19 protein-coding genes are annotated in these 22719 nt (G+C 54.8%); 12 read left to right on the forward strand and 7 right to left on the reverse strand.

All coding sequences use genetic code 11. The features are described from left to right. Positions 1–21: 21 nt before the first annotated feature. From Yoon_RS09950 to purU, 3 genes are all read left to right on the forward strand, one after another. Positions 22–1248: a DNA repair exonuclease gene (locus Yoon_RS09950; protein WP_238112042.1), complete on the forward strand. Its 1227-nt coding sequence runs from the start codon at positions 22–24 to the stop codon at positions 1246–1248. Next, positions 1248–4670, forward strand: coding sequence for a YhaN family protein (locus tag Yoon_RS09955; protein ID WP_238112043.1), 3423 nt, complete (start codon positions 1248–1250; stop codon positions 4668–4670). Before Yoon_RS09950 ends, Yoon_RS09955 begins: the two co-directional genes overlap by 1 nt. A 144-nt stretch (positions 4671–4814) precedes the next feature. Beyond that, positions 4815–5699, forward strand: coding sequence for a formyltetrahydrofolate deformylase (gene purU, locus Yoon_RS09960; RefSeq protein WP_238112044.1), 885 nt, complete (start codon positions 4815–4817; stop codon positions 5697–5699). On the opposite strand, the gene Yoon_RS09965 is transcribed toward purU, so the two are convergent. Beyond that, complete coding sequence (locus Yoon_RS09965; protein WP_238112045.1) at positions 5696–6460, reverse strand: DeoR/GlpR family DNA-binding transcription regulator; 765 nt, start codon at positions 6458–6460, stop codon at positions 5696–5698. The genes purU and Yoon_RS09965 overlap by 4 nt on opposite strands. 257 nt (positions 6461–6717) lie before the next feature. Between Yoon_RS09965 and glpD the strand changes: the two genes are divergently transcribed. The 8 genes from glpD to glpK all read left to right on the forward strand — a co-directional run bounded on the left by glpD (position 6718) and on the right by glpK (position 15911). Further along, positions 6718–8304, forward strand: a complete 1587-nt coding sequence (glpD, locus tag Yoon_RS09970; protein ID WP_238112046.1) for a glycerol-3-phosphate dehydrogenase — start codon at positions 6718–6720, stop codon at positions 8302–8304. 43 nt (positions 8305–8347) lie between these two features. After that, a complete protein-coding gene (locus tag Yoon_RS09975; RefSeq protein WP_238112047.1) occupies positions 8348–9436 on the forward strand; it encodes an ABC transporter ATP-binding protein in 1089 nt (362 codons plus the stop codon). Then, a complete protein-coding gene (locus tag Yoon_RS09980) occupies positions 9437–10519 on the forward strand; it encodes an ABC transporter ATP-binding protein (protein WP_238112048.1) in 1083 nt (360 codons plus the stop codon). It begins immediately after the preceding gene. Beyond that, positions 10519–11391 carry a carbohydrate ABC transporter permease gene (locus Yoon_RS09985; protein ID WP_238112049.1) on the forward strand — a complete coding sequence of 291 codons (873 nt, stop codon included), beginning with the start codon at positions 10519–10521 and terminating at the stop codon, positions 11389–11391. Before Yoon_RS09980 ends, Yoon_RS09985 begins: the two co-directional genes overlap by 1 nt. Before the next feature lie 11 nt (positions 11392–11402). Then, positions 11403–12218 carry a carbohydrate ABC transporter permease gene (locus tag Yoon_RS09990; protein WP_370642154.1) on the forward strand — a complete coding sequence of 272 codons (816 nt, stop codon included), beginning with the start codon at positions 11403–11405 and terminating at the stop codon, positions 12216–12218. Positions 12219–12233: 15 nt separating this feature from the next. Further along, positions 12234–12506 carry a DUF2160 domain-containing protein gene (locus Yoon_RS09995; RefSeq protein ID WP_238112051.1) on the forward strand — a complete coding sequence of 91 codons (273 nt, stop codon included), beginning with the start codon at positions 12234–12236 and terminating at the stop codon, positions 12504–12506. Positions 12507–12584: 78 nt separating this feature from the next. Continuing rightward, on the forward strand, positions 12585–14306 hold the full coding sequence (locus Yoon_RS10000) for an ABC transporter substrate-binding protein (protein WP_238112052.1): 1722 nt from the start codon (positions 12585–12587) through the stop codon (positions 14304–14306). Positions 14307–14417: 111 nt separating this feature from the next. Beyond that, positions 14418–15911 carry a glycerol kinase GlpK gene (gene glpK / locus Yoon_RS10005; RefSeq protein WP_238112053.1) on the forward strand — a complete coding sequence of 498 codons (1494 nt, stop codon included), beginning with the start codon at positions 14418–14420 and terminating at the stop codon, positions 15909–15911. Between the two features lie 54 nt (positions 15912–15965). Here glpK and Yoon_RS10010 read toward each other — a convergent pair whose 3' ends face one another. The 3 genes from Yoon_RS10010 to xylF form a co-directional block, all read right to left on the reverse strand. Beyond that, the gene (locus Yoon_RS10010; RefSeq protein WP_238112054.1) at positions 15966–16718 is read right to left on the reverse strand and encodes an ATP-binding cassette domain-containing protein; all 753 of its coding nucleotides are present in this window, start codon (positions 16716–16718) and stop codon (positions 15966–15968) included. Next, a complete protein-coding gene (locus Yoon_RS10015; protein WP_238112055.1) occupies positions 16718–18022 on the reverse strand; it encodes a sugar ABC transporter permease in 1305 nt (434 codons plus the stop codon). The genes Yoon_RS10010 and Yoon_RS10015 overlap by 1 nt, the downstream gene beginning before the upstream one ends. Before the next feature lie 90 nt (positions 18023–18112). Beyond that, on the reverse strand, positions 18113–19141 hold the full coding sequence (gene xylF, locus Yoon_RS10020; RefSeq protein WP_238112056.1) for a D-xylose ABC transporter substrate-binding protein: 1029 nt from the start codon (positions 19139–19141) through the stop codon (positions 18113–18115). A gap of 285 nt (positions 19142–19426) precedes the next feature. Between xylF and Yoon_RS10025 the strand changes: the two genes are divergently transcribed. Next, complete coding sequence (locus Yoon_RS10025; protein WP_238112057.1) at positions 19427–20926, forward strand: CRTAC1 family protein; 1500 nt, start codon at positions 19427–19429, stop codon at positions 20924–20926. A gap of 37 nt (positions 20927–20963) precedes the next feature. On the opposite strand, the gene Yoon_RS10030 is transcribed toward Yoon_RS10025, so the two are convergent. The 3 genes from Yoon_RS10030 to Yoon_RS10040 all read right to left on the reverse strand — a co-directional run bounded on the left by Yoon_RS10030 (position 20964) and on the right by Yoon_RS10040 (position 22638). Then, a complete protein-coding gene (locus Yoon_RS10030) occupies positions 20964–21725 on the reverse strand; it encodes a hypothetical protein (RefSeq protein WP_238112058.1) in 762 nt (253 codons plus the stop codon). Continuing rightward, positions 21718–21921, reverse strand: coding sequence for a dodecin family protein (locus tag Yoon_RS10035; protein WP_238112059.1), 204 nt, complete (start codon positions 21919–21921; stop codon positions 21718–21720). Before Yoon_RS10035 ends, Yoon_RS10030 begins: the two co-directional genes overlap by 8 nt. A 78-nt stretch (positions 21922–21999) precedes the next feature. Next, the gene (locus tag Yoon_RS10040) at positions 22000–22638 is read right to left on the reverse strand and encodes an exonuclease domain-containing protein (protein WP_238112060.1); all 639 of its coding nucleotides are present in this window, start codon (positions 22636–22638) and stop codon (positions 22000–22002) included. Positions 22639–22719: the final 81 nt, after the last annotated feature.

The raw sequence follows: 22719 nt of genomic DNA on the forward strand, positions 1-22719 counted from the left end.
TTGCGGCGAAGGGGGCGCGCTTTGATCCGCATTTTGCATACGGCTGATTTACACTTGGATTCGCCGCTCAAATCACTCGCGCTGCGTGACCCCGATATGCGCGACAGCGTCCAAACAGCGACGCGCAGCGCTTTGACGCGGTTGATTGATACCGCCCTATCGGAAAACGTGGCAGCCCTCTTGATCGCAGGCGATTTGTTTGACGGGGCCGCACGCAGCGCCAAAACCGCGGCATTTCTTGTCACCCAGTTCGATCGCTTGGCCGCCGCCGATATCCCTGTCTTTTATATCAAAGGTAATCATGACGCCGAAAACCCCATCACGGGCGAGACCGCTTTGCCCTCAAACGTCCATATCTTTGACGGGCGCGGCGGCAAATCACAGCTACCCGGCACCGATATTTGGATACACGGTGTCAGCTTTCGCGACAGGCACGCGCCCGACAGCCTATTAGACAAATTCAACGCCCCCGTTGCCGGGGCCATCAATATTGGCATGCTGCATACCTCGCTTGCAGGGGCTGCGGGGCATGACACCTATGCGCCTTGCACCGTCGCTGATCTGCAAAAGATGGGGTTCGACTATTGGGCGCTTGGGCATATTCACAAACGCCACGTTTATTGCGACGCGCCGTGGATCGTAATGCCCGGCACCCCCCAAGGCCGCGATATCGGCGAAGCAGGGCCACAATCGGCCACGATGTTAGAAATCGTTGACGGCACCATTACACTGCGCGAAATCCCCACAGCGGCGGTAGTTTTCCATAGTGCCGATGTAGATATCACCACGCTCACGGATGACGATCAGATACGCGGCGCGATCCGAACCGTTCTACGTGACAATACAACACCCGACAGCACCCGCATTCTGCGGCTCAGATTAACCGGACAAAGCGACCGCTATTGGCAAATCCTACGCGATCAGCCTCTGTGGGAAGAAACCATTCGCACCATTGCCCAAGAGACGGGACAAATTTGGATTGATAAGGTCCGCTTTGATCTTAAGCCGCCTGCGATAGCTACACATAATGCCACAGACGAGCTGGCCGAAATCATCGCCAGCATGCGCAATGAGCCGGGGATCGTCGCAGGTCTCAATGATCTTTTGGAAAACACCTTATCAGAGCTGCCCCCACAAGTGCGCGCGGCCCTTGTGCCGGACCATGACGCGCTGACCGCATTGGCCCTAGAACTCACAGATCAGGGCACAGCACAGATGATCGCGCGAATGAAAGGGGCGAGCGACTGATGCGGTTACGCAGCTTGAACCTTCATCTTTTTGGGCATTTCGCGGGCAAATCCTATGATTTCGGCAGCGCAGGCACAGGCGAACCCGATTTCCACATCATTTATGGCCCCAATGAAGCGGGAAAAACCACCACGATGGAGGCCTATCTGCGTCTGCTATATGGGTTTGACGCACGCGAAGCCTATGATTTTCAACATCAGCGCAAGAACCTGCGGATCTCGGGCACATTTGAAACTGAGCAAGGCGATCTATCCCTGAGCCGACTACCAACACGGAATGCATCCTTGCAAGATGCCCACGGCGCGCCGCTGCCAGAGGCCGCGATTGCCGCGCATCTGGGCGGGCTGGGTGCGGATGATTATCGCAGCTTACTTTGTCTTGATGACGACACGATTGAACGCGGCGGCGAAGAAATCGCCAATAGCCACGGCGATATCGGACGGCTGCTATTTTCCGCCGCGGCGGGTGTCAGCGATCTCTCACAGGTACTCGATAGCGTTGACGCAGAGGCAAATGCGCTGTTCCTGAAACGGTCAAGCAAAACGGAAATGGCGCAGCTGAAGAAAGAATTGGCCGATGTCAGCGCCCAAATCAAAGCCCAAGATGTGCCAGCCAGCACCTATCGCAAGCTGCGCCAGACATTGGCCGCTGCCGAGGTAACGCAAGACCAGACCAACACGCAACGCACTGCATTGATGGCACAATTGGCGCAGGTCAAAGCCCAACAAAATGCTATGCCTCTCTTACTGAAACTGGAACAGCTGGATGCGGCTTTGGCAGAAATGCCGGACTACCCGATGCATCTTAACGTCGCTCCCGAAGATTTGGTTCAACTTCTGACAACGCAAAGCCAAGCCAATCACGACATGTCCCGGCTGACCCAAGAGCGCGATGCGCACAAAGTAACGTTGGCCCAGATTGATCTTGATCCCAACCAACTTGGCTTGCGGCAGGCATTGGATGATCTTGATGCGGCGCGCAGTCGTTTTGCGACAGCGCAGCTTGATCTGCCGCGCCGGATTGAAACCCGCGACACCATCATCAAGGACATGCAGCGCGCCGCCGTCGAATTAGGCGCGACATGCGACCCGGTACAATTGGTCGTCTCTCCCGCCGCGCTGACCGAACTTGAAACCGCACGCGACACATTGCGCACAAGCGCGCATGACCTTGACACCGGGTCGCGCGAATTGACCCGGCTTGCTGATCGGGTGGCGCTTGCCGAAGACAGTACAACGCAATCCGCGCGCCCAAATGACACCGCAATCGGTGACATTTTAGACAGGTTTTCAGTCGATAGTTTCGCCCTGACCTATGCGACAGCGCAACACGCGATCAACAGCGCAAAGCGTGACCTTGCAGCAGCACTAGCTGCGCTTGCAATCAATGGTCAAACGTTCACGCAGGTCCCGACAAGCGCAGTTGCTGTTCCTGAGATCGCCGCGCACGCGGAGAAGCACGCCGAGTTGGACCGCAAGATAACCCAAGCCAAGGATGATCTCGACCAGATGCGTGCAGATCACGCCGCGCAAAATGCCCAGATCAAAGCACAACGCGGCGCAGGCGCGCTTATCGATGATACAGAGGCGCAAGCCGCGATCACATTGCGCGACACAGCATGGAAAGCCCACCGTGCGTCAATGACGGATACGACCGCCGATGCGTTTGAAGCCGCATTGAAGAAAACAGATGCCAACGCAACACAACGATTGACGCGCGCCGATGAGATTGGGCAGCTTCGGCAGTTGTCGCAAAATGCTGCGCAAACCGCGGCGCGCATCGCGCAACACACTGAACGGCTAGCGCGACTGGCATCTGAACAGGCGGCAATTACGACCCAACTCGCGACCACCGCCAACGACATGGGAATAACCGCGGCACCTGCACCTTTGGCCTTTGCGCAATGGGCAAACTTGGTCACAACGGCAGAGGCGGCCGCGCAGCACCTGCGCGCCCTAGAGCAAGACCACGCCGCGACATTGGATAAAGCGGATCGGCTGATTAACGCACTGAGCCAACATATCGCGCAAGATGCGCCAGACTTTGAAACGTTGGTCGCGGCTGCCCGGCAACGCGCAAAAATTGCACGCGATCAAGATGCGGATCAAAAGGCCAATCAGCGCGCGCTTGACGATTTGCGCGCTGAACTGAAGAAACGACAGGAACACTGCGCCGCACTGACAAAAACCGCACAAGACGCCCAGAAAGCATGGCACAATTTGGTCGCGGAACACCTGCAAGAACATGTTCAGGCAGATCGGCTTGTGCTTTCGTTTGAACCCTTACGCACCCTGCGCGAGCTGAACGGCCGTCACAGTACAGCGGCACGGCAGGTCGCCACGATGCAAGACGATCAGGCGCAGTTTGTTAGGGCCATTAGTACTTTGACCACGCAGCACGCTGTTAGGGGCGATGATCCGCTTTCTGCATTTTCAACACTCGCAAGCCTCGCCGATGAGGCCCGCGCCCAAGAAGACCGCAGCGCCATGCTTAGGCAAGAGATCGACACGGGCGCAGAACAAATCGCACAGGCGCAACGCGTCATTGACGATATCGCGCGCAAGGTCGCGGCGCTTGGGGCGCAGTTCCCCGTCGACATCCCAAGCAAGTCAATCGATGACCTGCGGCGCGCCGTTGCGGGGACACAAGACGCGGTGGTCGCGCATAAAGATAGGAAAGAGATCGCCGCGCAAATATCGCTACTGCTAGGGACATCGGATTTAGCGCAAGCGCGCGACGCATTGACCGGGCAAACCGCGACAAACCTCGCGGCGACTGCGATGCGGGTTCAAGGTGATCTGGACGCCATTGAGACCCAGTACCGCGCGGCCATTGCTGCACGTGCGGAAGCTGCGCGCGATCTGAACGCAGTCACGGGTGACGACAGTGTCGCGGCGCTGGTAGCGCGCAAAACCACGGTTGAACTGGCGATACAAGACGTGGCGCTCCGCTATGTCAAATTGCGTGCTGGCCATGTGCTGGCACAAGAAGCGATCCGCCGCTACCGCGACAAACATCGCAGCGGTATGATGGAGGCGACGCAGGTCGCCTTTAGAGAGCTTACCAATGGGGCCTACACCGCGCTGCAAACGCAAGCCCAAGGCACCAATGAAACGCTAATCGCGATTGACGCGTCGGGGCGGGCGAAACACGCGCAAGACATGTCGAAAGGCACACGGTTTCAGCTATATCTCGCACTACGCGCCGCAGCATATGAACAGCTTGCCGATCAGGGCACATGTTTGCCGTTCTTTTGCGATGATATTTTTGAAACCTTCGATGAAGCCCGCACCAAATCAGCCTGCAAAATGATGGCCCGGATCGGGCGTCGCGGTCAGGCGATCTATCTCACCCATCATCAGCATGTCGTTGATATCGCGCGCGCAACCTGCGGCGACGGCGTTCGGGTACACGAAATTTGACAGCATCCGCGCCAGAAGTGTCGGATCGGAAATTCGCAAGTGTCTATTCCGGCATCTGAGGCGTCGCTTTGATCTAGTCAAAGGCTGAGGAACGTCATTATCACTCAAATGAAACAGATTCACCATGCTAGGAAAGTTGACGCCATGAACAATTTTGCCCTTCGCGTGCAATGCAAATCCACCCGCGGGATCGTTGCCGAAACATCGACGTTTTTGACCGAGCAAGGCTGTAACATTACAGACAGTTCTCAGTTCGACGACACAGACACCGGAAATTTCTTTATGCGCAACAGCTTTAGTTCCGAAGAGGGCGTAACGCTGGCCGAAATCGAAGAACGCTTTGCAGGCATCGCTGCAAAATACGAGATGAACGTTGAGTTTTTTGACGAAACATCCAAACCCAAAGTGATCATCATGGTGTCTCGCTTTGGGCATTGCCTGAATGACCTTTTGTATCGCTGGCAGATCGGCGCGCTCCCGATTGATATCGTGGCCGTCATTTCCAACCATATGGATTACCAAAAGGTCGTCGTGAACCACGACATTCCGTTTCACTGCATCAAAGTGACCAAGGAAAACAAACCCGAAGCCGAGGCGCGCATCATGCAGGTCGTCGATGACACGGGTGCCGATTTGATTGTGCTCGCGCGCTATATGCAAATCCTGTCAGATCAAATGTGCACGCAGATGTCAGGCAAGATCATCAATATCCACCATTCGTTCCTGCCGTCCTTCAAGGGCGCAAACCCTTATAAGCAAGCGTTCGAACGGGGCGTTAAGTTGATCGGCGCGACATCGCATTACGTCACCGCAGATCTGGATGAAGGCCCGATTATCGAACAAGACACCACACGCGTCACCCACGCGCAATCGCCCGCAGACTACGTGTCACTGGGCCGCGATGTCGAAGCGCAGGTGCTTTCGCGTGCGATTCACGCACATATCCACGGACGGGTTTTCTTGAACGGCAATAAAACCGTTGTATTCCCAGCGTCGCCGGGTTCGTTTGCGTCTGAGCGGATGGGCTAACCCTGCCCGTAAACCACGCGCGTGCCCCATGCGTCACATTCAGCGCGCAACCTGCTCGCGATGGGTCGGTCGGTGAAAAACACATCGACCGACGCCAATGACCCGATCCGTGCCGGGGCCGAACGCCCGAATTTCGTATGGTCAGCGACAACGAACACATGGCGGGCTTGGGCAATGATTGCCTGGCTGACGCCGACTTCATGGATGTCGAAATCTAGCAGATCACCATCATTGTCGAGCGCCGAACACCCAATTATCGCATAATCAAATTTGAATTTCCGGATCGTATCGGTGGTGATATTCCCAACCAGACCACCATCTGAACGGCGCAGGCTGCCACCTGTCACAATGACCTGACAATCCGCGTTTCCTGCCAGAATATTGGCTACGTTCATGTTGTTTGTCACCGCCATCAGGTTGCGGTGGTTCAACAGCTCAGCCGCGACCGCCTCGGTCGTGGTGCCAATATTGAGAAACACAGAACAATCTTCGGGTAATTCGCGCGCGCAAGCCCGGGCAATATCCACCTTTTCTTGACTGTTGAGAATTCGGCGATCCTCATACCCAATGTTTGTCGTGCTAGAGGGCAAAATCGCGCCGCCGTGGACGCGTTCAAGGCGGCCAGCGTCCGCGAGTTCGGTCAAATCGCGCCGGATCGTCTGCAAGGTCACACCGAAGCGCTCAGCCAATTCTTCGACTGTCACCTTACCCTCACGGCGCGCAATTTCGACGATTTCCGGGGCCCTAAAGGTTTGCGCCATCGATTTACCCACGTTCCCTTACACTCAATTCCGTCCAATATTTAGTTCGCTTTCAACATATTTTCCATACTATATTTTCGTTTTTGTTCGTTTTAATGAAAAAGTTGCCAGTTGCACCGACACGAAACTCTAAAATTTATGTTTAACTTCAATACAATATCCAATTTCGAACCAAAACGAACAAAAATATCTTCCAATCATACGCGACTCAACGCATTAATTTTCGACAACTCATGCACCTTGGGAAGGAAAGCCCGTTGCAAACGCAGCAAACACCAGATGAAATCTGCGATCTATTTGTGATCGGTGGCGGCATCAATGGCTGTGGCATCGCCCGTGATGCGGCGGGGCGGGGGCTGTCTGTGACGCTCGCAGAAATGTCCGATTTGGCCTCTGCGACCTCTTCGGCCTCGACAAAATTATTTCATGGTGGGTTACGCTATCTCGAATATTTTGAAGTGCGATTGGTGCGCGAAGCCCTCATTGAACGCGAAACGCTGCTGCGTGCGATGCCGCATATTTCATGGCCCATGCGGTTCGTGCTGCCCTACCACAAGGATATGCGGTTCGGGGGCAGCACCCCTACATCAAAGATCCTGAATCTGGCGATGCCTTGGCTGCGCGGACGACGCCCGGCATGGCTGATCCGTCTTGGGCTTTTCTTGTACGACCACCTTGGCGGCCGCAAAATCCTGCCTGCGACTGCGACTGTCGATTTACGCAGCGGAGCCGTAGGCGCGCCGCTGAACGACAAATTCAGCAAAGCCTACGAATACTCGGACTGCTGGATCGAGGATTCCCGGCTTGTCGTGCTGAACGCGCGTGACGCTGTTGCGCGGGGCGCAAAGATCATGACCCGCACCAAAGTTACGCAAGCCCAGCGCGTCGATGATGTATGGGAAATCACCCTGCAAGAAAGCGACGGCAGCACGCCCAAAACTGTGCGGGCACGTATGTTGATAAACGCCGCTGGCCCTTGGGTGGGTGATGTGATTCACCAAAAAATCGGCGTCAACAGCACCGAAAATGTGCGGCTTGTGCGTGGCAGCCATATCGTGACCCGCAAGCTTTATGATCACGACAAATGCTATTTCTTCCAAGGCACCGACGGGCGCATCATCTTTGCAATTCCCTATGAAAACGACTTTACGCTGATTGGGACCACCGACGCAGACCATAGCGATCCATCGGTGCAACCCGTATGCACCGATGACGAACGCGACTATCTGATCAGCTTTGCGAACGACTATTTCAAATCCGCGATCTCGGTCGATGATGTGGTTTGGTCTTATTCTGGGGTGCGTCCGCTTTACGATGATGGTGCAACCTCTGCCACGGCGGCAACACGCGATTATACGTTGAAGGTCAACGATACCGGCGGTGCGCCAGTTTTGAATGTGTTCGGCGGAAAAATCACAACCTATCGACGATTGGCCGAAAGTGCTATGGACAAGGTGCAGGACTATTTTCCTGACCTTTCTGACAAGTGGACGGCCGGGGTCGCATTGCCGGGCGGCGATTTTGAAGTCATTGATTTTGATAATTTGGTGTCAAAACTTGCTAATACATATGTGTTCTTAACCAAACCGCATGCCCGCCGTTTGGTGCGCGCCTATGGAACCGATGCAAACGCCATTCTAATTGGCGCCAGCACGCTTGATGATTTGGGGCGCGATTTTGGCGCGCATTTGTACGAGGCCGAAGTGAATTGGCTCATGGCAAATGAATTTGCCTACACGGCTGAGGACGTTGTTTGGCGGCGCAGCAAACTGGGGCTTCGCCTGTCACCTACGCAGGTTTCGGAACTTGATACGTGGATGCAGGCGCAGAGGGCGAAGACATAAGAATACGATAAGGCTTAACCGCCGCACGGGGGGAGACATAAAAATGACGCTTAAGATGGAGGGGGTGTCAAAATCGGTTGATGGGAAAATACATATTTTCTCTACGGATTTGACGCTGCAAAAAGGGACGATGAACGTGCTTCTCGGGCCGACATCGGCGGGGAAAACCTCGCTTATGCGGCTGATGGCAGGGCTGGATGTGCCCAACACTGGCAAGATTTTCTGGGAGGGCAAAAACGTCACCGGCATGCGGGTCCAAGACCGCAAAGTCGCGATGGTCTACCAGCAATTCATCAACTACCCGTCGATGACCGTCTATGACAATATTGCATCCCCAATGCGCCTGCTTAGGCAATCCGCCAAAGAGGTGGACGCCGCCGTGCGTGAAGCCGCTGATCTGATGCAATTGGCCCCAATGCTGAACCGCAAACCGCTGGAATTGTCAGGCGGACAACAGCAGCGCTGTGCCTTGGCGCGCGCGCTCGTCAAGAAGGCCGGACTTGTTTTACTTGATGAACCGCTCGCGAACCTTGATTACAAACTCCGCGAAGAATTGCGCGCTGAAATCCCGCGCATCTTCGAAGAATCTGGCGCGATTTTTGTTTATGCAACGACTGAACCCGAAGAGGCGCTTTTGCTGGGCGGCAACACCGCCACGCTTTGGGAGGGCCGGATCACCCAGTTCGACCGTACCCCTTTGGTTTATCGCCGCCCTGTTGACGCCCGGACCGCGCGGGTGTTTTCTGACCCGCCGATGAACTTTCTGACGGTCACCAAATCCGGGAATCAGATTTCATTCGGCAGCGGCCATATCGCACCAACCCCAAAGCATTTTGCCGGACTAGCAGATGGGAGCTATACCGCCGGATTTCGACCCAATCATTTGGGGCTTGAACCACAAAATGCGCAATCCATTGAATTTGCGACGCATTTGACCGTGACAGAGATCACGGGCTCCGAAACATTCATCCACCTCAATCACCACGGCGAACGCTGGGTGGGCTTGGTACATGGGGTGCGCGACCTGCCGATTGGCACGGCCATAAAGACTTACCTTGATCCGGCGCATGCCTATATCTTTGCCCCGGATGGCGCCTTGCTGTCAGCCGCCCCCTATGCGGAGGCGGCGTAAATGGCCAAAATTACCCTTGATAACCTTGCGCATTCTTATCTGCCCAACCCGAGCGGCGAAGCAGATTATGCCCTGAAAGAATTGAACCATGACTGGGCGGACGGCGAAGCCTATGCGCTGCTTGGGTCATCGGGCTGTGGGAAATCCACCCTGCTCAATATCATTTCAGGCCTGCTGCATCCCAGCCAAGGGCGCATTCTGTTTGACGGCAACGACGTGACACATGCCCCTACTGCCGCGCGCAACATCGCGCAGGTGTTTCAGTTCCCTGTGGTCTACGACACGATGACAGTGCGCGATAATCTTGCATTTCCGCTGCGCAATCGCGGCGCGAATCCAACCTATATCGCACAGCGTGTAAACCAAATCGCAGCGATGATCGGGATGGAAGACAGGCTCGGCCAAAAGGCTCGCGGGTTGACGGCGGATGCAAAACAGAAAATTTCGCTTGGGCGCGGAATGGTCCGTGAAGACGTAAACGCGCTGTTGTTTGATGAACCGCTTACCGTGATTGATCCGCATATGAAGTGGGAATTGCGTACACAGCTCAAGGCGCTGCACCATGAATTTGGGCACACGATGATCTATGTGACCCACGACCAAACAGAGGCACTAACTTTCGCAGATAAAGTGGTCGTCATGTATGATGGGCGTGTCGTGCAGATCGGCACCCCGCAAGAATTATTCGAACGGCCTGCCCATACATTTGTCGGTTATTTTATCGGCTCGCCAGGGATGAACCTGTTTGACGCAACGATTGATGGCGCAACGGCGACAATCGCGAATACGTCTGTTGATTTGGGTGCGGGATATGCCGCCGCAGGCCAACTGCAAGTCGGTGTACGCCCCGAGTTCATTCAGCTTTCGACGGACGGTAGCGGGATTCCTGCACAGATCAAACGGGTCGAAGACGTGGGCCGCCATAAAATCGTACGGCTGGAGGTGAACGGTCAAAACATCGCGGCCATCGCGAATGAAGGCGCCAGCATTCCTGCCGACGCAAACCACATCACCTTCGATCCCAAAGGGATCAACGTCTACGCCAATGATTGGCGCGTCGCACCAGCCGCGGAGGCCGCGTAATGAATAAAACTGTCAATCAAAAAGCATGGTTTCTAGTGTTGCCAGTATTGGTACTGGTCGCGTTTTCTGCGGTGATCCCACTGATGACCGTGGTGAACTATTCGGTGCAAGATACCTTTGGCAACAACCAGTTCTTCTGGGCAGGTTTGGAATGGTTCCGCGAGATGCTCGCATCTGAACGGATGTGGAACGCGCTGTCACGGCAATTGGCCTTTTCGGTGATCATTCTCGCCATTGAAATTCCGCTGGGCATCTATATCGCGCTAAACATGCCTAAAAAAGGGTTTTGGGCCAGCTTTTGTCTGGTGCTGATGTCCCTGCCCTTGTTGATCCCCTGGAACGTCGTGGGGACGATTTGGCAAATTTTCGGGCGCGTTGATATCGGGCTGTTGGGCTATACGCTGGATAAAATCGGGGTGTCATACAACTACACCCAAGATTTCTTTGCCGCTTGGGCAACGTTGATCGTGATGGATGTATGGCATTGGACGTCACTGGTCGCCCTTTTGGCCTATGCAGGGCTGCAATCGATCCCAGACGCCTATTATCAGGCGGCGAAGATCGACCAAGCATCACGCTGGAACGTGTTCCGCTTTATTGAGCTACCAAAAATGGCGGGCGTGCTGATGATCGCGATTTTGCTCCGTTTCATGGATAGTTTTATGATCTATACAGAACCGTTTGTTGTCACCGGCGGAGGCCCCGGCAATGCCACGACATTCTTGTCAATTGATCTTGTAAAAATGGCAATGGGCCAGTTTGACCTTGGTCCGGCAGCGGCATTCTCGATCATGTACTTCCTTGTTATCCTACTGATTTCATGGGTATTTTATACTGTAATGACGAACCTCGACAAACGGGATGGTGTATGATGAGCACGTCAATGAAAAATACCCGCCGCATCAATGGGTCAGCGATTGTGATGGGCCTTTATCTGTTGTTCCTTTTGCTGCCAATCTATTGGCTGCTGAACATGAGCCTGAAAACAAACACCGAAATTTTGGGTGGGTTTTCGCTCTGGCCGCGTGACCTGACCTTTGCGAACTATGCGAAAATCCTGACCGACCCAAGCTGGTACATGGGTTATGTCAATTCGATGATCTACGTAGTCTTGAACATGGTGATCAGCCTGACAGTGGCCTTGCCAGCCGCCTACGCGTTTTCACGCTATTCGTTCATGGGCGACAAGCATTTGTTCTTTTGGCTGCTGACTAATCGGATGGCGCCACCTGCGGTCTTCGCACTGCCGTTCTTTCAGCTTTATAGCTCGGTTGGTCTGTTCGACACACATATCGCAGTCGCTTTGGCGCATTGCCTGTTTAACGTCCCGCTTGCCGTGTGGATCCTTGAAGGGTTCATGCGTGGCGTCCCCAAGGAAATTGACGAAACCGCCTATATCGACGGCTACAGCTTTAGCCGCTTTTTCACCCGTATCTTTATGCCGCTAATCGCCAGTGGCATCGGGGTCGCCGCGTTCTTTTGCTTTATGTTTTCGTGGGTGGAACTGTTGCTAAGCCGCACGTTGACATCTGTTGACGCCAAACCGATTGCCGCCACCATGACCCGCACGGTTTCCGCCTCGGGGATGGATTGGGGTGTCTTGGCCGCCGCAGGGGTTCTGACGATCTTGCCCGGTGCGCTCGTGATTTATTTTGTCCGCAACTACATCGCCAAGGGCTTTGCCCTGGGCCGTGTGTAAAGAAAGGATCTGCACATGGCTTGGATGGCTTGGACAACACCGACGGCTATTTTCTTTATTGTGATCGCGTCACTGCTTGTGACCTTTACATTGCTTGCAATTAAATTTCCCGAAACGCCGCGCACCGGTGTCTTGGGGTTTGAGACAACGCGCGGTGACCGTCTGTTCATCACGCTGTTGGGGTCGGCCTTTATCAATTTGATTTGGCTTGGTCTTGAAGCCGGACCACAGCCCTATGCGCTGTTGGTCTGCCTGATCTACGCCGGCGGGGTTTTTCGCTGGGTATGATCCGCACGCTATGTCTTGCGGCAACTTAGATTGCCGCAGGGTTTTCACCAAAGTTCAATTCTCGGGAGGAGATAAGATATGAACTTACCACTTAAATCAACGACGGCGATGGCACTGACCTTTGCGGTGCTGGGAAATATGGCCCATGCCGATATGGCTGCCGCCATCGATTTTCTAGACAGTACAATTGAACGGTCATCTATTGATCGCGCGTCACAAGAAGCCGAAATGCAATGGTTTGTCGACGCGGCTGAACCTTATGCTGGTATGGATATTCGTGTGGTGTCTGAAACCATCGCGACCCATGAATATGAGGCCAACGTCCTTGCCCCGGCCTTTACCGCGATCACTGGCATTCAGATCACCCATGATCTGATTGGCGAAGGCGATGTTGTCGAAAAACTGCAAACGCAAATGCAGTCTGGCCAGAACATCTATGACGCCTATGTCAACGACAGTGACCTGATCGGCACGCACTGGCGCTATCAGCAAGCGCGCAACCTGACCGACTGGATGGCCGGCGACGGTGCCGCAGTCACAAGCCCCACGCTGAATCTTGATGATTTCATCGGCCTCGATTTTACCACTGGCCCAGATGGCAAACTCTATCAGATGCCAACACAGCAGTTCGCGAACCTTTATTGGTTCCGCTACGACATGTTCACTGACGAAAAAAACATGGCCGATTTCGCTGCTGAATATGGCTATGATCTGGGCGTGCCTGTGAACTGGTCTGCCTATGAGGATATCGCAGCCTTCTTTACCAACCGTGATCTCAGCCATATGGGCATCGATACCGAAGTCTACGGCCACATGGATTACGGCAAAAAAGACCCGTCGCTTGGCTGGCGCTTTACCGATGCTTGGATGTCCATGGCAGGGATGGGCGACAAAGGCGAACCAAACGGCCTGCCCGTTGATGAATGGGGCGTGCGCGTCAATGAAAACAGCCAACCCGTCGGGTCCTGTGTGGCGCGCGGTGGTGCAACCAATTCACCCGCTGCGGTCTATGCGATTGAAAGCTATGTGGATTGGCTGACAAACTATGCGCCACCCGCGGCGGCTGGGATGACGTTCTCTGAATCTGGTCCTGTGCCGTCTCAGGGTGGGATCGCGCAGCAAATGTTCTGGTACACCGCATTCACCGCCGACATGGTTGGCGAAGGTGCAGCAGCTGTGCTTGATGAAGACGGTATGCCGCTTTGGCGCATGGCCCCAAGCCCACACGGCGCATATTGGGAAGACGGCATGAAAGTCGGCTACCAAGATGCCGGATCGTGGACATTGATGGAATCGACACCGCTGGATCGCGCGCAGGCTGCGTGGCTTTATGCGCAATTCGTCACGTCGATGACGGTGGATGTTGAAAAGTCCCACGCGGGTCTGACGTTTATCCGCGAATCCACAATCGATCATGAAAGCTTTACTGAACGCGCCCCGCGTTTGGGTGGCTTGATCGAATTCTACCGCTCACCTGCGCGGGTCCAATGGTCGCCAACGGGTACCAACATCCCCGATTATCCAAAGCTGGCACAGCTGTGGTGGCAAAACATCGGCGATGCATCTTCGGGTGCAAAATCTGCGCAAGATGCGTTGGATAGCCTGTGTTCAGAGCAGGAACGCGTGTTGGAACGGCTTGAGCGCGCAGGCGTCCAAGGCGTTCTGGGGCCTGTCATGAACGAGGAAATGGAAGCGGATTACTGGCTCAGCCAGCCCGGTTCGCCCAAGGCCGCATTGGACACCACAGATGAAGAGCCGATCACGGTGTCTTATGATGAGCTGATCCAATCTTGGCAGTAAACGGCACCCTTTGTCATGGGCGGCCTCCCTGCCCATGACCTCCACGGCGCGGCGGCGCTTTTACGGCCGTCGCGCTTTTCTATTTCACGCGAATCCGGATAAGATCGTGACATGACACATATTCTTGCAATTGATCAGGGCACCACATCATCGCGCACGATCATTTTTGATCGCGACATGCATATTGTGGCCTCAGCCCAAGAAGAATTCGAACAGCATTTTCCGCAATCAGGCTGGGTCGAACATGCCGCCGCCGACCTTTGGTCGACCGTCGCAGGCACAGCGCGATCCGCGATTGAACGGGCGGGGCTACGCCCTGACGATATCGCTGCCATCGGGATCACCAATCAACGCGAGACCACTGTGGTCTGGAACAAGCTCACAGGGCAAGCGATCCATAACGCAATCGTCTGGCAGGATCGCCGCACTGCCGCTTATTGCCGCGAACTTGGCGACGCCGGCCACGCCGATATGATCACGGCCCGTACTGGCCTTTTGCTGGACCCGTATTTTTCGGCGACCAAGCTAAAGTGGATATTGGACAACACCCCTGGCGCCCGCGAAAGCGCGGCCAAGGGCGATCTGCTGTTTGGCACCGTCGACAGTTACCTGATTTGGAAAATGACCGATGGCGCGTCGCATGTCACAGATGCGACCAATGCCGCGCGCACGATGCTGTATGATATCCACAAAGGCCGCTGGAGCACCACGATCTGCACGCTGCTCGACATTCCGATGAACATGCTTCCCGAGGTTAAGGATTGCGCCGCAGATTTTGGCCATACCCGTCCCGATTTATTCGGGCGCCCTGTTCCGATCACCGGGGTGGCGGGCGATCAGCAGGCCGCGACCGTTGGGCAAGCGTGTTTTGAACCTGGCATGCTCAAATCCACCTATGGCACCGGATGTTTTGCGCTGCTCAACACCGGCGATACACCCGTAGCCTCGCAAAACCGTCTCCTGACAACGATTGCGTATCAGTTGGAGGGCAATCCAACCTATGCGCTTGAAGGGTCAATTTTCGTCGCCGGGGCGGTTGTGCAGTGGCTACGTGATGGGTTGAAGATCATTCGCGATGCGGCGGAAACTCAACCGCTGGCACAAACGGCGGACGACGGCCAAGACGTAATCCTTGTGCCTGCCTTCACCGGGCTTGGCGCGCCCTATTGGGACCCCGAATGTAGGGGCGCTATTTACGGACTCACACGGAACACCGGACCTGCGGAACTGGCCCGCGCGGCATTGGAAAGTGTGGGTTTTCAGACCCGCGACCTGATCGAAGCCATGCATGCCGACTGGCAAGGCGAAGGGGTGCAACCCACCCTTCGCGTTGATGGCGGGATGAGCGCATCGAACTGGGCTATGCAGTTCTTGGCCGATATCATCGGCGCATCAGTGGACCGCCCCGAGGTGTTGGAGACGACAGCGCTTGGGGCCGCGTGGCTGGCCGGGCAGCATGTGGGGCTGTACCCGAACAAAGATGAATTTGCGCAACGCTGGCGGTGTGAACAGACGTTTTCTGCCGCGATGGACGAAGACACGCGCGCGCGTAAATACGGCGCATGGAAAAAAGCGGTGGCCGCGACAATGTCGGTTACCAACTAAAAAGGGCGGCGAGGTTATCACCTGCCGCCCCCTTAATTCGTTGCGATACACCGTCTATGCCGCGTCGCGTTTTGGGTTTTTGCCCATAATGATCATCGACAGAATGTCGTCTTCGGTCACATCCTCGACGCGTTCATTCCCAATCATCTGACCATTCTTCATCACCGACACGCGATCACACAGCTCCATCATTTCGCGGGTGTCATGGCTGATCAAGAAAATCCCCAAACCTTGGGATTTCAGTTCCTTAATTAAATCCGCGACCATCGCCGTTTCATGCACACCCAGCGCCGCTGTGGGTTCATCCATGATCAAGATGCGTGCATTAAAATACACGGCACGGGCAATTGCGACGGACTGGCGTTGGCCGCCTGACAGTGAGCGGACTGGTTCCGAAAAGCGATTAAAGTTAGGGTTCAGGCGCGCCATGATTTTGCGTGATTCAGCCTCCATTTTTGCATCATCGACCAGACCCAAGGGCGTTGTGATTTCGCGCCCCAAGAACAGGTTTGACGCCGCATCAAGATTGTCGGCCAACGCGAGGGTCTGAAAGATCGTCTCGATGTTCTGGGCGCGGGCGTCGCGTGGATTGTTGATGTCCACCTTTTTGCCATCGACAAAAATCTCGCCCTCATCAGCCTTGTAGGCCCCAGCAAGGATTTTGATCAGCGTCGATTTCCCCGCACCATTGTGACCCAACAGGCCGACAACTTCGCCCGGCATAAGGCTGATGGATACGTTATCAACCGCCTTGATGCCGCCAAAACGGATTGAGATGTTTTTCATTTCAAGAAGTGGCGTAGTCATTAGACGTCTCCCGTTTTGCGACGATACACGATGTCGACCCAGACAGCGAAGACCAGCACGGCACCGACAACGATATTTTGCAGCGGGCTGTCGACACCCACCATCCCCATACCCGATGTCAGTGATTGCATAATCAAGGCTCCCAAGATGGCTCCGTAGATCGTCCCGGCGCCCCCCGAAAGCGCCGTGCCGCCAATCACGGCCGCCGCAATGACCCGTAGCTCATCCAGCGTGCCGATATCCGTTGTATGCGCCTGCAAACGTGCTTGGGCGACGATGGCGGACAGGCCGCAGAGGAACCCCATGATCGCAAAGACCTTTACGGTTAAAAGCCGTGTATTAATCCCAGACAGTTCTGCCGCATCGGGGTTACCGCCCGTCGCAAAGATATAGCGCCCCAAACGGGTTTTGCGGGCGACGACCGTCATCACAACCGCCACGGCGATCAAAATCAGAACCGAGATCGGAAGCCCGTGCCCTTGGGTGAAGCCTTCTGGCATGACTTCGCCGCGCGCTTCGAACATGCGGCGCAGTTTGCCCTTGGGGATGTTGTAGGCATTGAGCGTCGCAACAAAACCCAAAATCGCGACGACAAAGATACCGGCAATTATGAATTCCGCCCATAGCGGTTTCGTCGGGAAGCCGTGCGAAACCCGGTTCTTGCGGGCGCTATAGACACCCCAAACAGCAAACAGCGACGCGATGGCACCGACAATCCAGCTCCAGAATTCGCCCAACGTGCCTTCGGCCCCGCCCAGCAGGATGAAGGTGCTATCAAGCGGTGCGATTGTTTGCCCGTCGGTCAGGTACCAACCCGCATAGCGCCACACCAGAAAGCCACCCAAGGTGACAATGAACGCTGGGATCATCTGATAGCCGATTAGCCAACCGTTGAATGCGCCGATTAAGGTGCTGACAATAAGACCCGAAAGAATGGCCAATGGCGCGATCCAGATTGATCCGTACTCTAGCCCAAAATAGCCGGGCAACCAGCGGGCCTGCACCATCGCGATCACGGCGGATGAAATCGCCAAAAGCGCCCCAACCGACAGATCGATGTTGCGGGTGACAATTACAAACACCATGCCGGTCGCCATAATGGCCACGGACACGGTTTGGATTGTTACGTTAAAGATGTTGCGCGGGGTAAGGAACGTGCCCCCCGTCGCAATGCTAAAGCCGATGGCGATCACAATGAACGCGCCAATCATGCCCAATAGTCGCGTGTCGAGCTCAAGGCTTTGTATGATATTTCGTGGGGACTGGGTCGGGGTCGATCCAGTGGGTTCGGTACTGTCGGTCATGTGTTGTTCCGGGGTTTCAGAGTTGCAAGAGTGAGTGCGCCGCCCCGATGGACCATCGGAACGGCGCGTTTCGTTCACAGTTTCATTGCATTAATTACAAGGTGCCGGACCGTTTTCGACGCCTTGGCACAGGGCCTCTTGGGTGATCCAACCTGCATCAACAACAGCGGACAGGTTGTCAGCGGTCACAGGCACAGGTGCAAGGAACACGGCGTTCATGTCGTTCCCACCGGGCGTTGAAAACGTCACAGCGTTTGCAACATCAGCCGGGGCCGTGCCACCAGCAAGTGCGACCGCGATCTCGCCAGCCGCTTTGCCCAGTTCGCGCGCGTCTTTCCAGACAGATACAGTTTGCGTACCCGCTGCGACGCGGTTCAGCGCAGCATGGTCCCCATCTTGACCAGACACGGGAATACCTTGCATCCCTTGGGCTGTCAGCGCAGCAACAACACCGCCCGCCGTACCATCGTTAGATGCAACAACCGCATCAACGTTGTTGTCTTGCTCGGTCAGGATTTGCTCCATGTTGCGCTGTGCGTTCGCAGGCTGCCAACCATCTGTATAAGCTTCACCAACGATGGTGATCGCGCCAGAATCGATGGCCGCTTGCAGGACTTCTTGCTGACCACCACGCAGGAAGTCCGCATTTGGATCGGTTGGTGACCCTTTGATCATGACATAGTTACCTGTTGGCTGCGCCGCCAAAACAGCAGCAGCCTGAAGCCGACCCACTTCAACGTTGTCGAACGTCAGATAGAACGCACGGTCGTCTTCAATCAGCCTGTCATACGCAACGACAGGGATATCTTCATCTACTGCAGCCTGAACCGCAGGGATCACAGCCTGAGTATCCTGGCCGAGAACGATTAGCGCATCAACGCCCTGTGCGATCAGGTTTTCGATATCTGTCAGCTGCTTTGCAGCAGATGACTGCGCATCCGCAGAGACATATTCCGCGCCCGCAGCTTCGAGCGCTGCTTTAATCGCAGCCTCGTCAGTCTTCCAGCGTTCTTCTTGAAAATTGGACCAGCTGACACCGACAGTCAGATCGTCGGCGAGTGTCATTGTTGCAGGCAGCGTTGCAGCTACCGCCGCAGCGATAAGTACGTTTTTGTTCATAATATTTCCTCCCAGAAAGACGGCCGTGCCGGCCGCTACGAAAACTATAGGTAGCGCTAACATTTATGTCAAACCTAATAATCCTATTGAAATTGTTAAGAAAAATTGAATAGCTATCCGGACGCGCGCAGCTAAGATTTTGCAAATACGCGCGATATGAGCTACAAAGATAGGCAGTCTATGGGCAGGCAATTTGAACGTTTTCCAACCGTGGAACTTGCACAATCTGCGCGTTTATCGCGCAAGAAATCCGCACGAATTACGCAAATCTCCTTAACATTTCCTTTGCTTTCTATAACGTTAACGTTGATTGGCGTGGGCGCTGCGGCGCAATCATCTCCACGTTTTATTGACCGCGCAAACACCCTTTCCGCACCACATGAATATGCCGGCGGGTGGGGCTACTTTGTCGGTGGCGGCGTCGCGATTTTTGACTGTAACGATGATTCGTTGCCCGATTTATTTATCGCGGGTGGAGAAAACCCTTCGAGACTGCTAATCAACGCATCTGGCAGTGATCTGAAATTTGAAAATGCCAGCATGCCTATGATCCAAGCTGTCACCGGTGCCTACCCTATCGACGTCAATAATGATGGCGCGATAGACTTGATGGTGCTCCGCAATGGACCCAATAAGCTATTTTTGGGCCTAGGTGATTGCCAGTTTTCAGAGGCATCTGAACAGCTCAACCTGCCGACCGATGATCGCTGGACAACCGCGTTTTCTGCCACTTGGGAGAGCGGGCAAACCTACCCGACGCTCGCGATCGGCAATTATGTCGATGCGACAGACCCAAACGGACCTTTTGGCACCTGCGATACAAATTGGCTACTGCGCTCCGACGGTCACCGTTATGGCGCCCCCGTCGCTCTTGATCCCGGTTACTGCCCACTTTCGATGCTGTTTTCCGATTGGCAGCGGAGCGGCACGCCGATGCTGCGTATTTCTAATGACCGGCAGTATTATCTGCACGACGGGTCCGAACAGATGTGGACGCTTGACCCGCTGCGCGCGCTAGACGCAGCCGATGGCTGGCCCGTGCAAAAGATATGGGGCATGGGGATCGCGAGCCGCGACATCACCGGAAACGGAATGCCTGATGTGATGCTAACATCAATGGGAGATCAGGTGCTGATGTTCAACGATGGGCAACAGTTCGCGCCCGTGGATTACGCTGTCGGCACCTATGCACAGCGCCCATTTACCGGCGATGACGGGCGGCCTTCAACCGGGTGGCATGCTGAATTCGGCGACATCAATAATGACGGGCGTGCCGATCTGTTTATTGCCAAGGGCAATGTCGACCAGATGCCGGGCCTTGCGATGTTGGATCCCAATAATCTGCTTTTGCAAGACCAAGACGGCACATTCACCGAGACCGCAGGCGTCGCCGGTATCGGCACAACCCACCGCGCCCGCGGGGCGGGGTTGGCCGATTTGAATGGCGACGGATTGTTAGATATCGTCGTCGTGAACCGGCGCGCGCCGCTCGAAATTTGGCAAAACATAAGCACAGAGACAGGCAATTGGCTGCGCATTGATCCGCGCCAGACTGATAGCAACATTTTTGCAATCGGCGCGATCGTCGAGCTTCGCACGGCTGACGGCGTCCAAGCCATCGAACGTACAATCGGTGGCGGCCACGCCAGCGGCAGCCTCGTGCCCCTGCACTTTGGAATTGGTACGCATGAAACGGCAGAGGTACGCATAATCTGGCCGAATGGAGCGGTGGGCGAATGGGAAACGGTGCATGCAGGTATCAGCCATATAAAACTTCGGCCCTAGAAGGCGTACCACCCAGTAGTCACACACAGCCTTACATCTAATCGCAGTCTTGGCCGGCGATCACATCATGTAGATTGACCTGCGTGATTTCAGTTCCATCATATAAAAAAAGTATTTCTGTTGGGTCACGAAAATTCGCCGAAACTGAGACAAACGCAGCCAAACCATTATTCACGTCATCTTTATAATACCGAAGCATATCGCGTTCTAAAATAGGTACGCGGTGCATTTCAGTGCCGATTATTTCATAGACCCTGTATGACTGATAACCTGTGAGCCAATGTGGTTTGGTGTAGCCACTATAAAACTGGCGACCTAATTCTGCGCTTCGGCTAATATCCTGCACATCATCAATGTCACCTTTCGGATCATAGAGGTTCGGGCGTATCTCTCCACCTTCGCCGAAACTCCAAACCCCACCGTCGTTCGAAACGTTGATCCATCCGTTCATGAACCAACCATATACATAAACGCGCCCACTGTCGGGATCATAAGGGCCCACGCCCACAATGAAGTCGCCTGTTGGCGACCACGCCGCTTCCCCTTCAACGGTGCCAAAATGCAGCTTTAACATTCCTTCGCTCGGAATGCTTATATGTGGTTCTAGGCCTGCAACGGATACCGGATCCCCTTGGTTCCAGAGGGGGGCATCGTTCCGCTGTTCCGAAACAAGACATAGCTCCAAATAAGGTGCATCTTCGGCTAACGACGGCATGCAAGAGCCAATTAGCGACACGACCAAGGCCATTGAGTTAAAAAGCGCGCACCAACAGGTACGCCCAAATTCGCGATCAATCATCAAGCACAAACGAGATTTTCATAACCACGCGATATTCTTGAATTTCGCCATCCTTGACCGTGACTTTTTGATCGGCGACCCAAGCACCTGTAATGCCCTTTAGGGTCTTTGAGGCCCGCTTGATACCGTTCTCGACCGCATCATCAAATGACTTTGATGAACTTGAAATGACTTCCGTGACTTTTGCGATAGACATCGTATTTCCTTTTCAAAGTAATTGGTTTGGTTAGGTAATAGTAGTGAGCACAACCATAAGAGCAACCTTCAAGAGAGTTTAAAAATCAAACGCCAATTGCCGTGTCGCGTTGAGTAGGCCAATTTTGCGGCCCATTACGCGTTCGGCCGCTAAAACCACTTGTGCCGCAGCACGTGCATCTTCGCCCGCGTCGTGGTGGCGAAATTGCAGCCCAAGCACTTGCTTAAGATGGCCCAACCCATGCCCGCCATTGCCCCGCAACTCTGGCCACGCTTTGCGCGCAATCGCCACGCTGTCGGACCAATCCGATTTCAGCACGGGCAGGTCGGCATGGGCGCAGGCCGCATCAAATGCTTTTTCATCGAAACGACTATGCTGCACAAGCGGATGCGCCTCCATGATGTCACGCAAATCGGGCAAAATTTCGTAAAATGGCGGGGCACCGTGCACCGTGCCTGCATCGATCCCATGCAGCCGGGTATTGCCCGCCGCAAACGTGACTTGTGGATCAACATAGGCGCTATGGGTCGTAATTGTGTCGTCAAACCCAACAACAGCAAGGCCAATCTGGCAAATGCTGGCCACATCATAAGCGGCCGTTTCGACATCAACGGCAATGAACCGGATTGCGGCATTCAGTGGCACTGTTTGCGCAAAGCAACTGGGCAATGTGAATGGTTCGAATTGCGACATGTCGTTTTGTAATTGACCTCTCATCCTACGGATTCATGCCATTGTATCGCGCGGTCACGGTCAGGCAAAGCGCATAGCGAGAACAGTCTTTTGGCAGCGCCCACA

The organism is Yoonia sp. I 8.24, from assembly GCF_022096995.1.
In the GTDB taxonomy this organism is placed as follows: Bacteria; Pseudomonadota; Alphaproteobacteria; order Rhodobacterales; family Rhodobacteraceae; genus Yoonia.

What these genes read in the sequence shown, in the direction of transcription:
- xylF (WP_238112056.1), bottom strand. Translation starts at nt 19,141, where the DNA reads ATGAACAAAAACGTACTTATCGCTGCGGCGGTAGCTGCAACGCTGCCT.
- Yoon_RS10030 (WP_238112058.1), bottom strand. Translation starts at nt 21,725, where the DNA reads ATGATTGATCGCGAATTTGGGCGTACCTGTTGGTGCGCGCTTTTTAAC.
- Yoon_RS10040 (WP_238112060.1), bottom strand. Translation starts at nt 22,638, where the DNA reads ATGAGAGGTCAATTACAAAACGACATGTCGCAATTCGAACCATTCACA.
- Yoon_RS10015 (WP_238112055.1), bottom strand. Translation starts at nt 18,022, where the DNA reads ATGACCGACAGTACCGAACCCACTGGATCGACCCCGACCCAGTCCCCA.
- Yoon_RS09965 (WP_238112045.1), bottom strand. Translation starts at nt 6,460, where the DNA reads ATGGCGCAAACCTTTAGGGCCCCGGAAATCGTCGAAATTGCGCGCCGT.
- Yoon_RS09990 (WP_370642154.1), top strand. Translation starts at nt 11,403, where the DNA reads ATGAAAAATACCCGCCGCATCAATGGGTCAGCGATTGTGATGGGCCTT.
- Yoon_RS10000 (WP_238112052.1), top strand. Translation starts at nt 12,585, where the DNA reads ATGAACTTACCACTTAAATCAACGACGGCGATGGCACTGACCTTTGCG.
- Yoon_RS10010 (WP_238112054.1), bottom strand. Translation starts at nt 16,718, where the DNA reads ATGACTACGCCACTTCTTGAAATGAAAAACATCTCAATCCGTTTTGGC.
- glpK (WP_238112053.1), top strand. Translation starts at nt 14,418, where the DNA reads ATGACACATATTCTTGCAATTGATCAGGGCACCACATCATCGCGCACG.
- Yoon_RS10035 (WP_238112059.1), bottom strand. Translation starts at nt 21,921, where the DNA reads ATGTCTATCGCAAAAGTCACGGAAGTCATTTCAAGTTCATCAAAGTCA.
- Yoon_RS09975 (WP_238112047.1), top strand. Translation starts at nt 8,348, where the DNA reads ATGACGCTTAAGATGGAGGGGGTGTCAAAATCGGTTGATGGGAAAATA.
- Yoon_RS09980 (WP_238112048.1), top strand. Translation starts at nt 9,437, where the DNA reads ATGGCCAAAATTACCCTTGATAACCTTGCGCATTCTTATCTGCCCAAC.
- Yoon_RS09995 (WP_238112051.1), top strand. Translation starts at nt 12,234, where the DNA reads ATGGCTTGGATGGCTTGGACAACACCGACGGCTATTTTCTTTATTGTG.
- purU (WP_238112044.1), top strand. Translation starts at nt 4,815, where the DNA reads ATGAACAATTTTGCCCTTCGCGTGCAATGCAAATCCACCCGCGGGATC.
- Yoon_RS09955 (WP_238112043.1), top strand. Translation starts at nt 1,248, where the DNA reads ATGCGGTTACGCAGCTTGAACCTTCATCTTTTTGGGCATTTCGCGGGC.
- Yoon_RS09985 (WP_238112049.1), top strand. Translation starts at nt 10,519, where the DNA reads ATGAATAAAACTGTCAATCAAAAAGCATGGTTTCTAGTGTTGCCAGTA.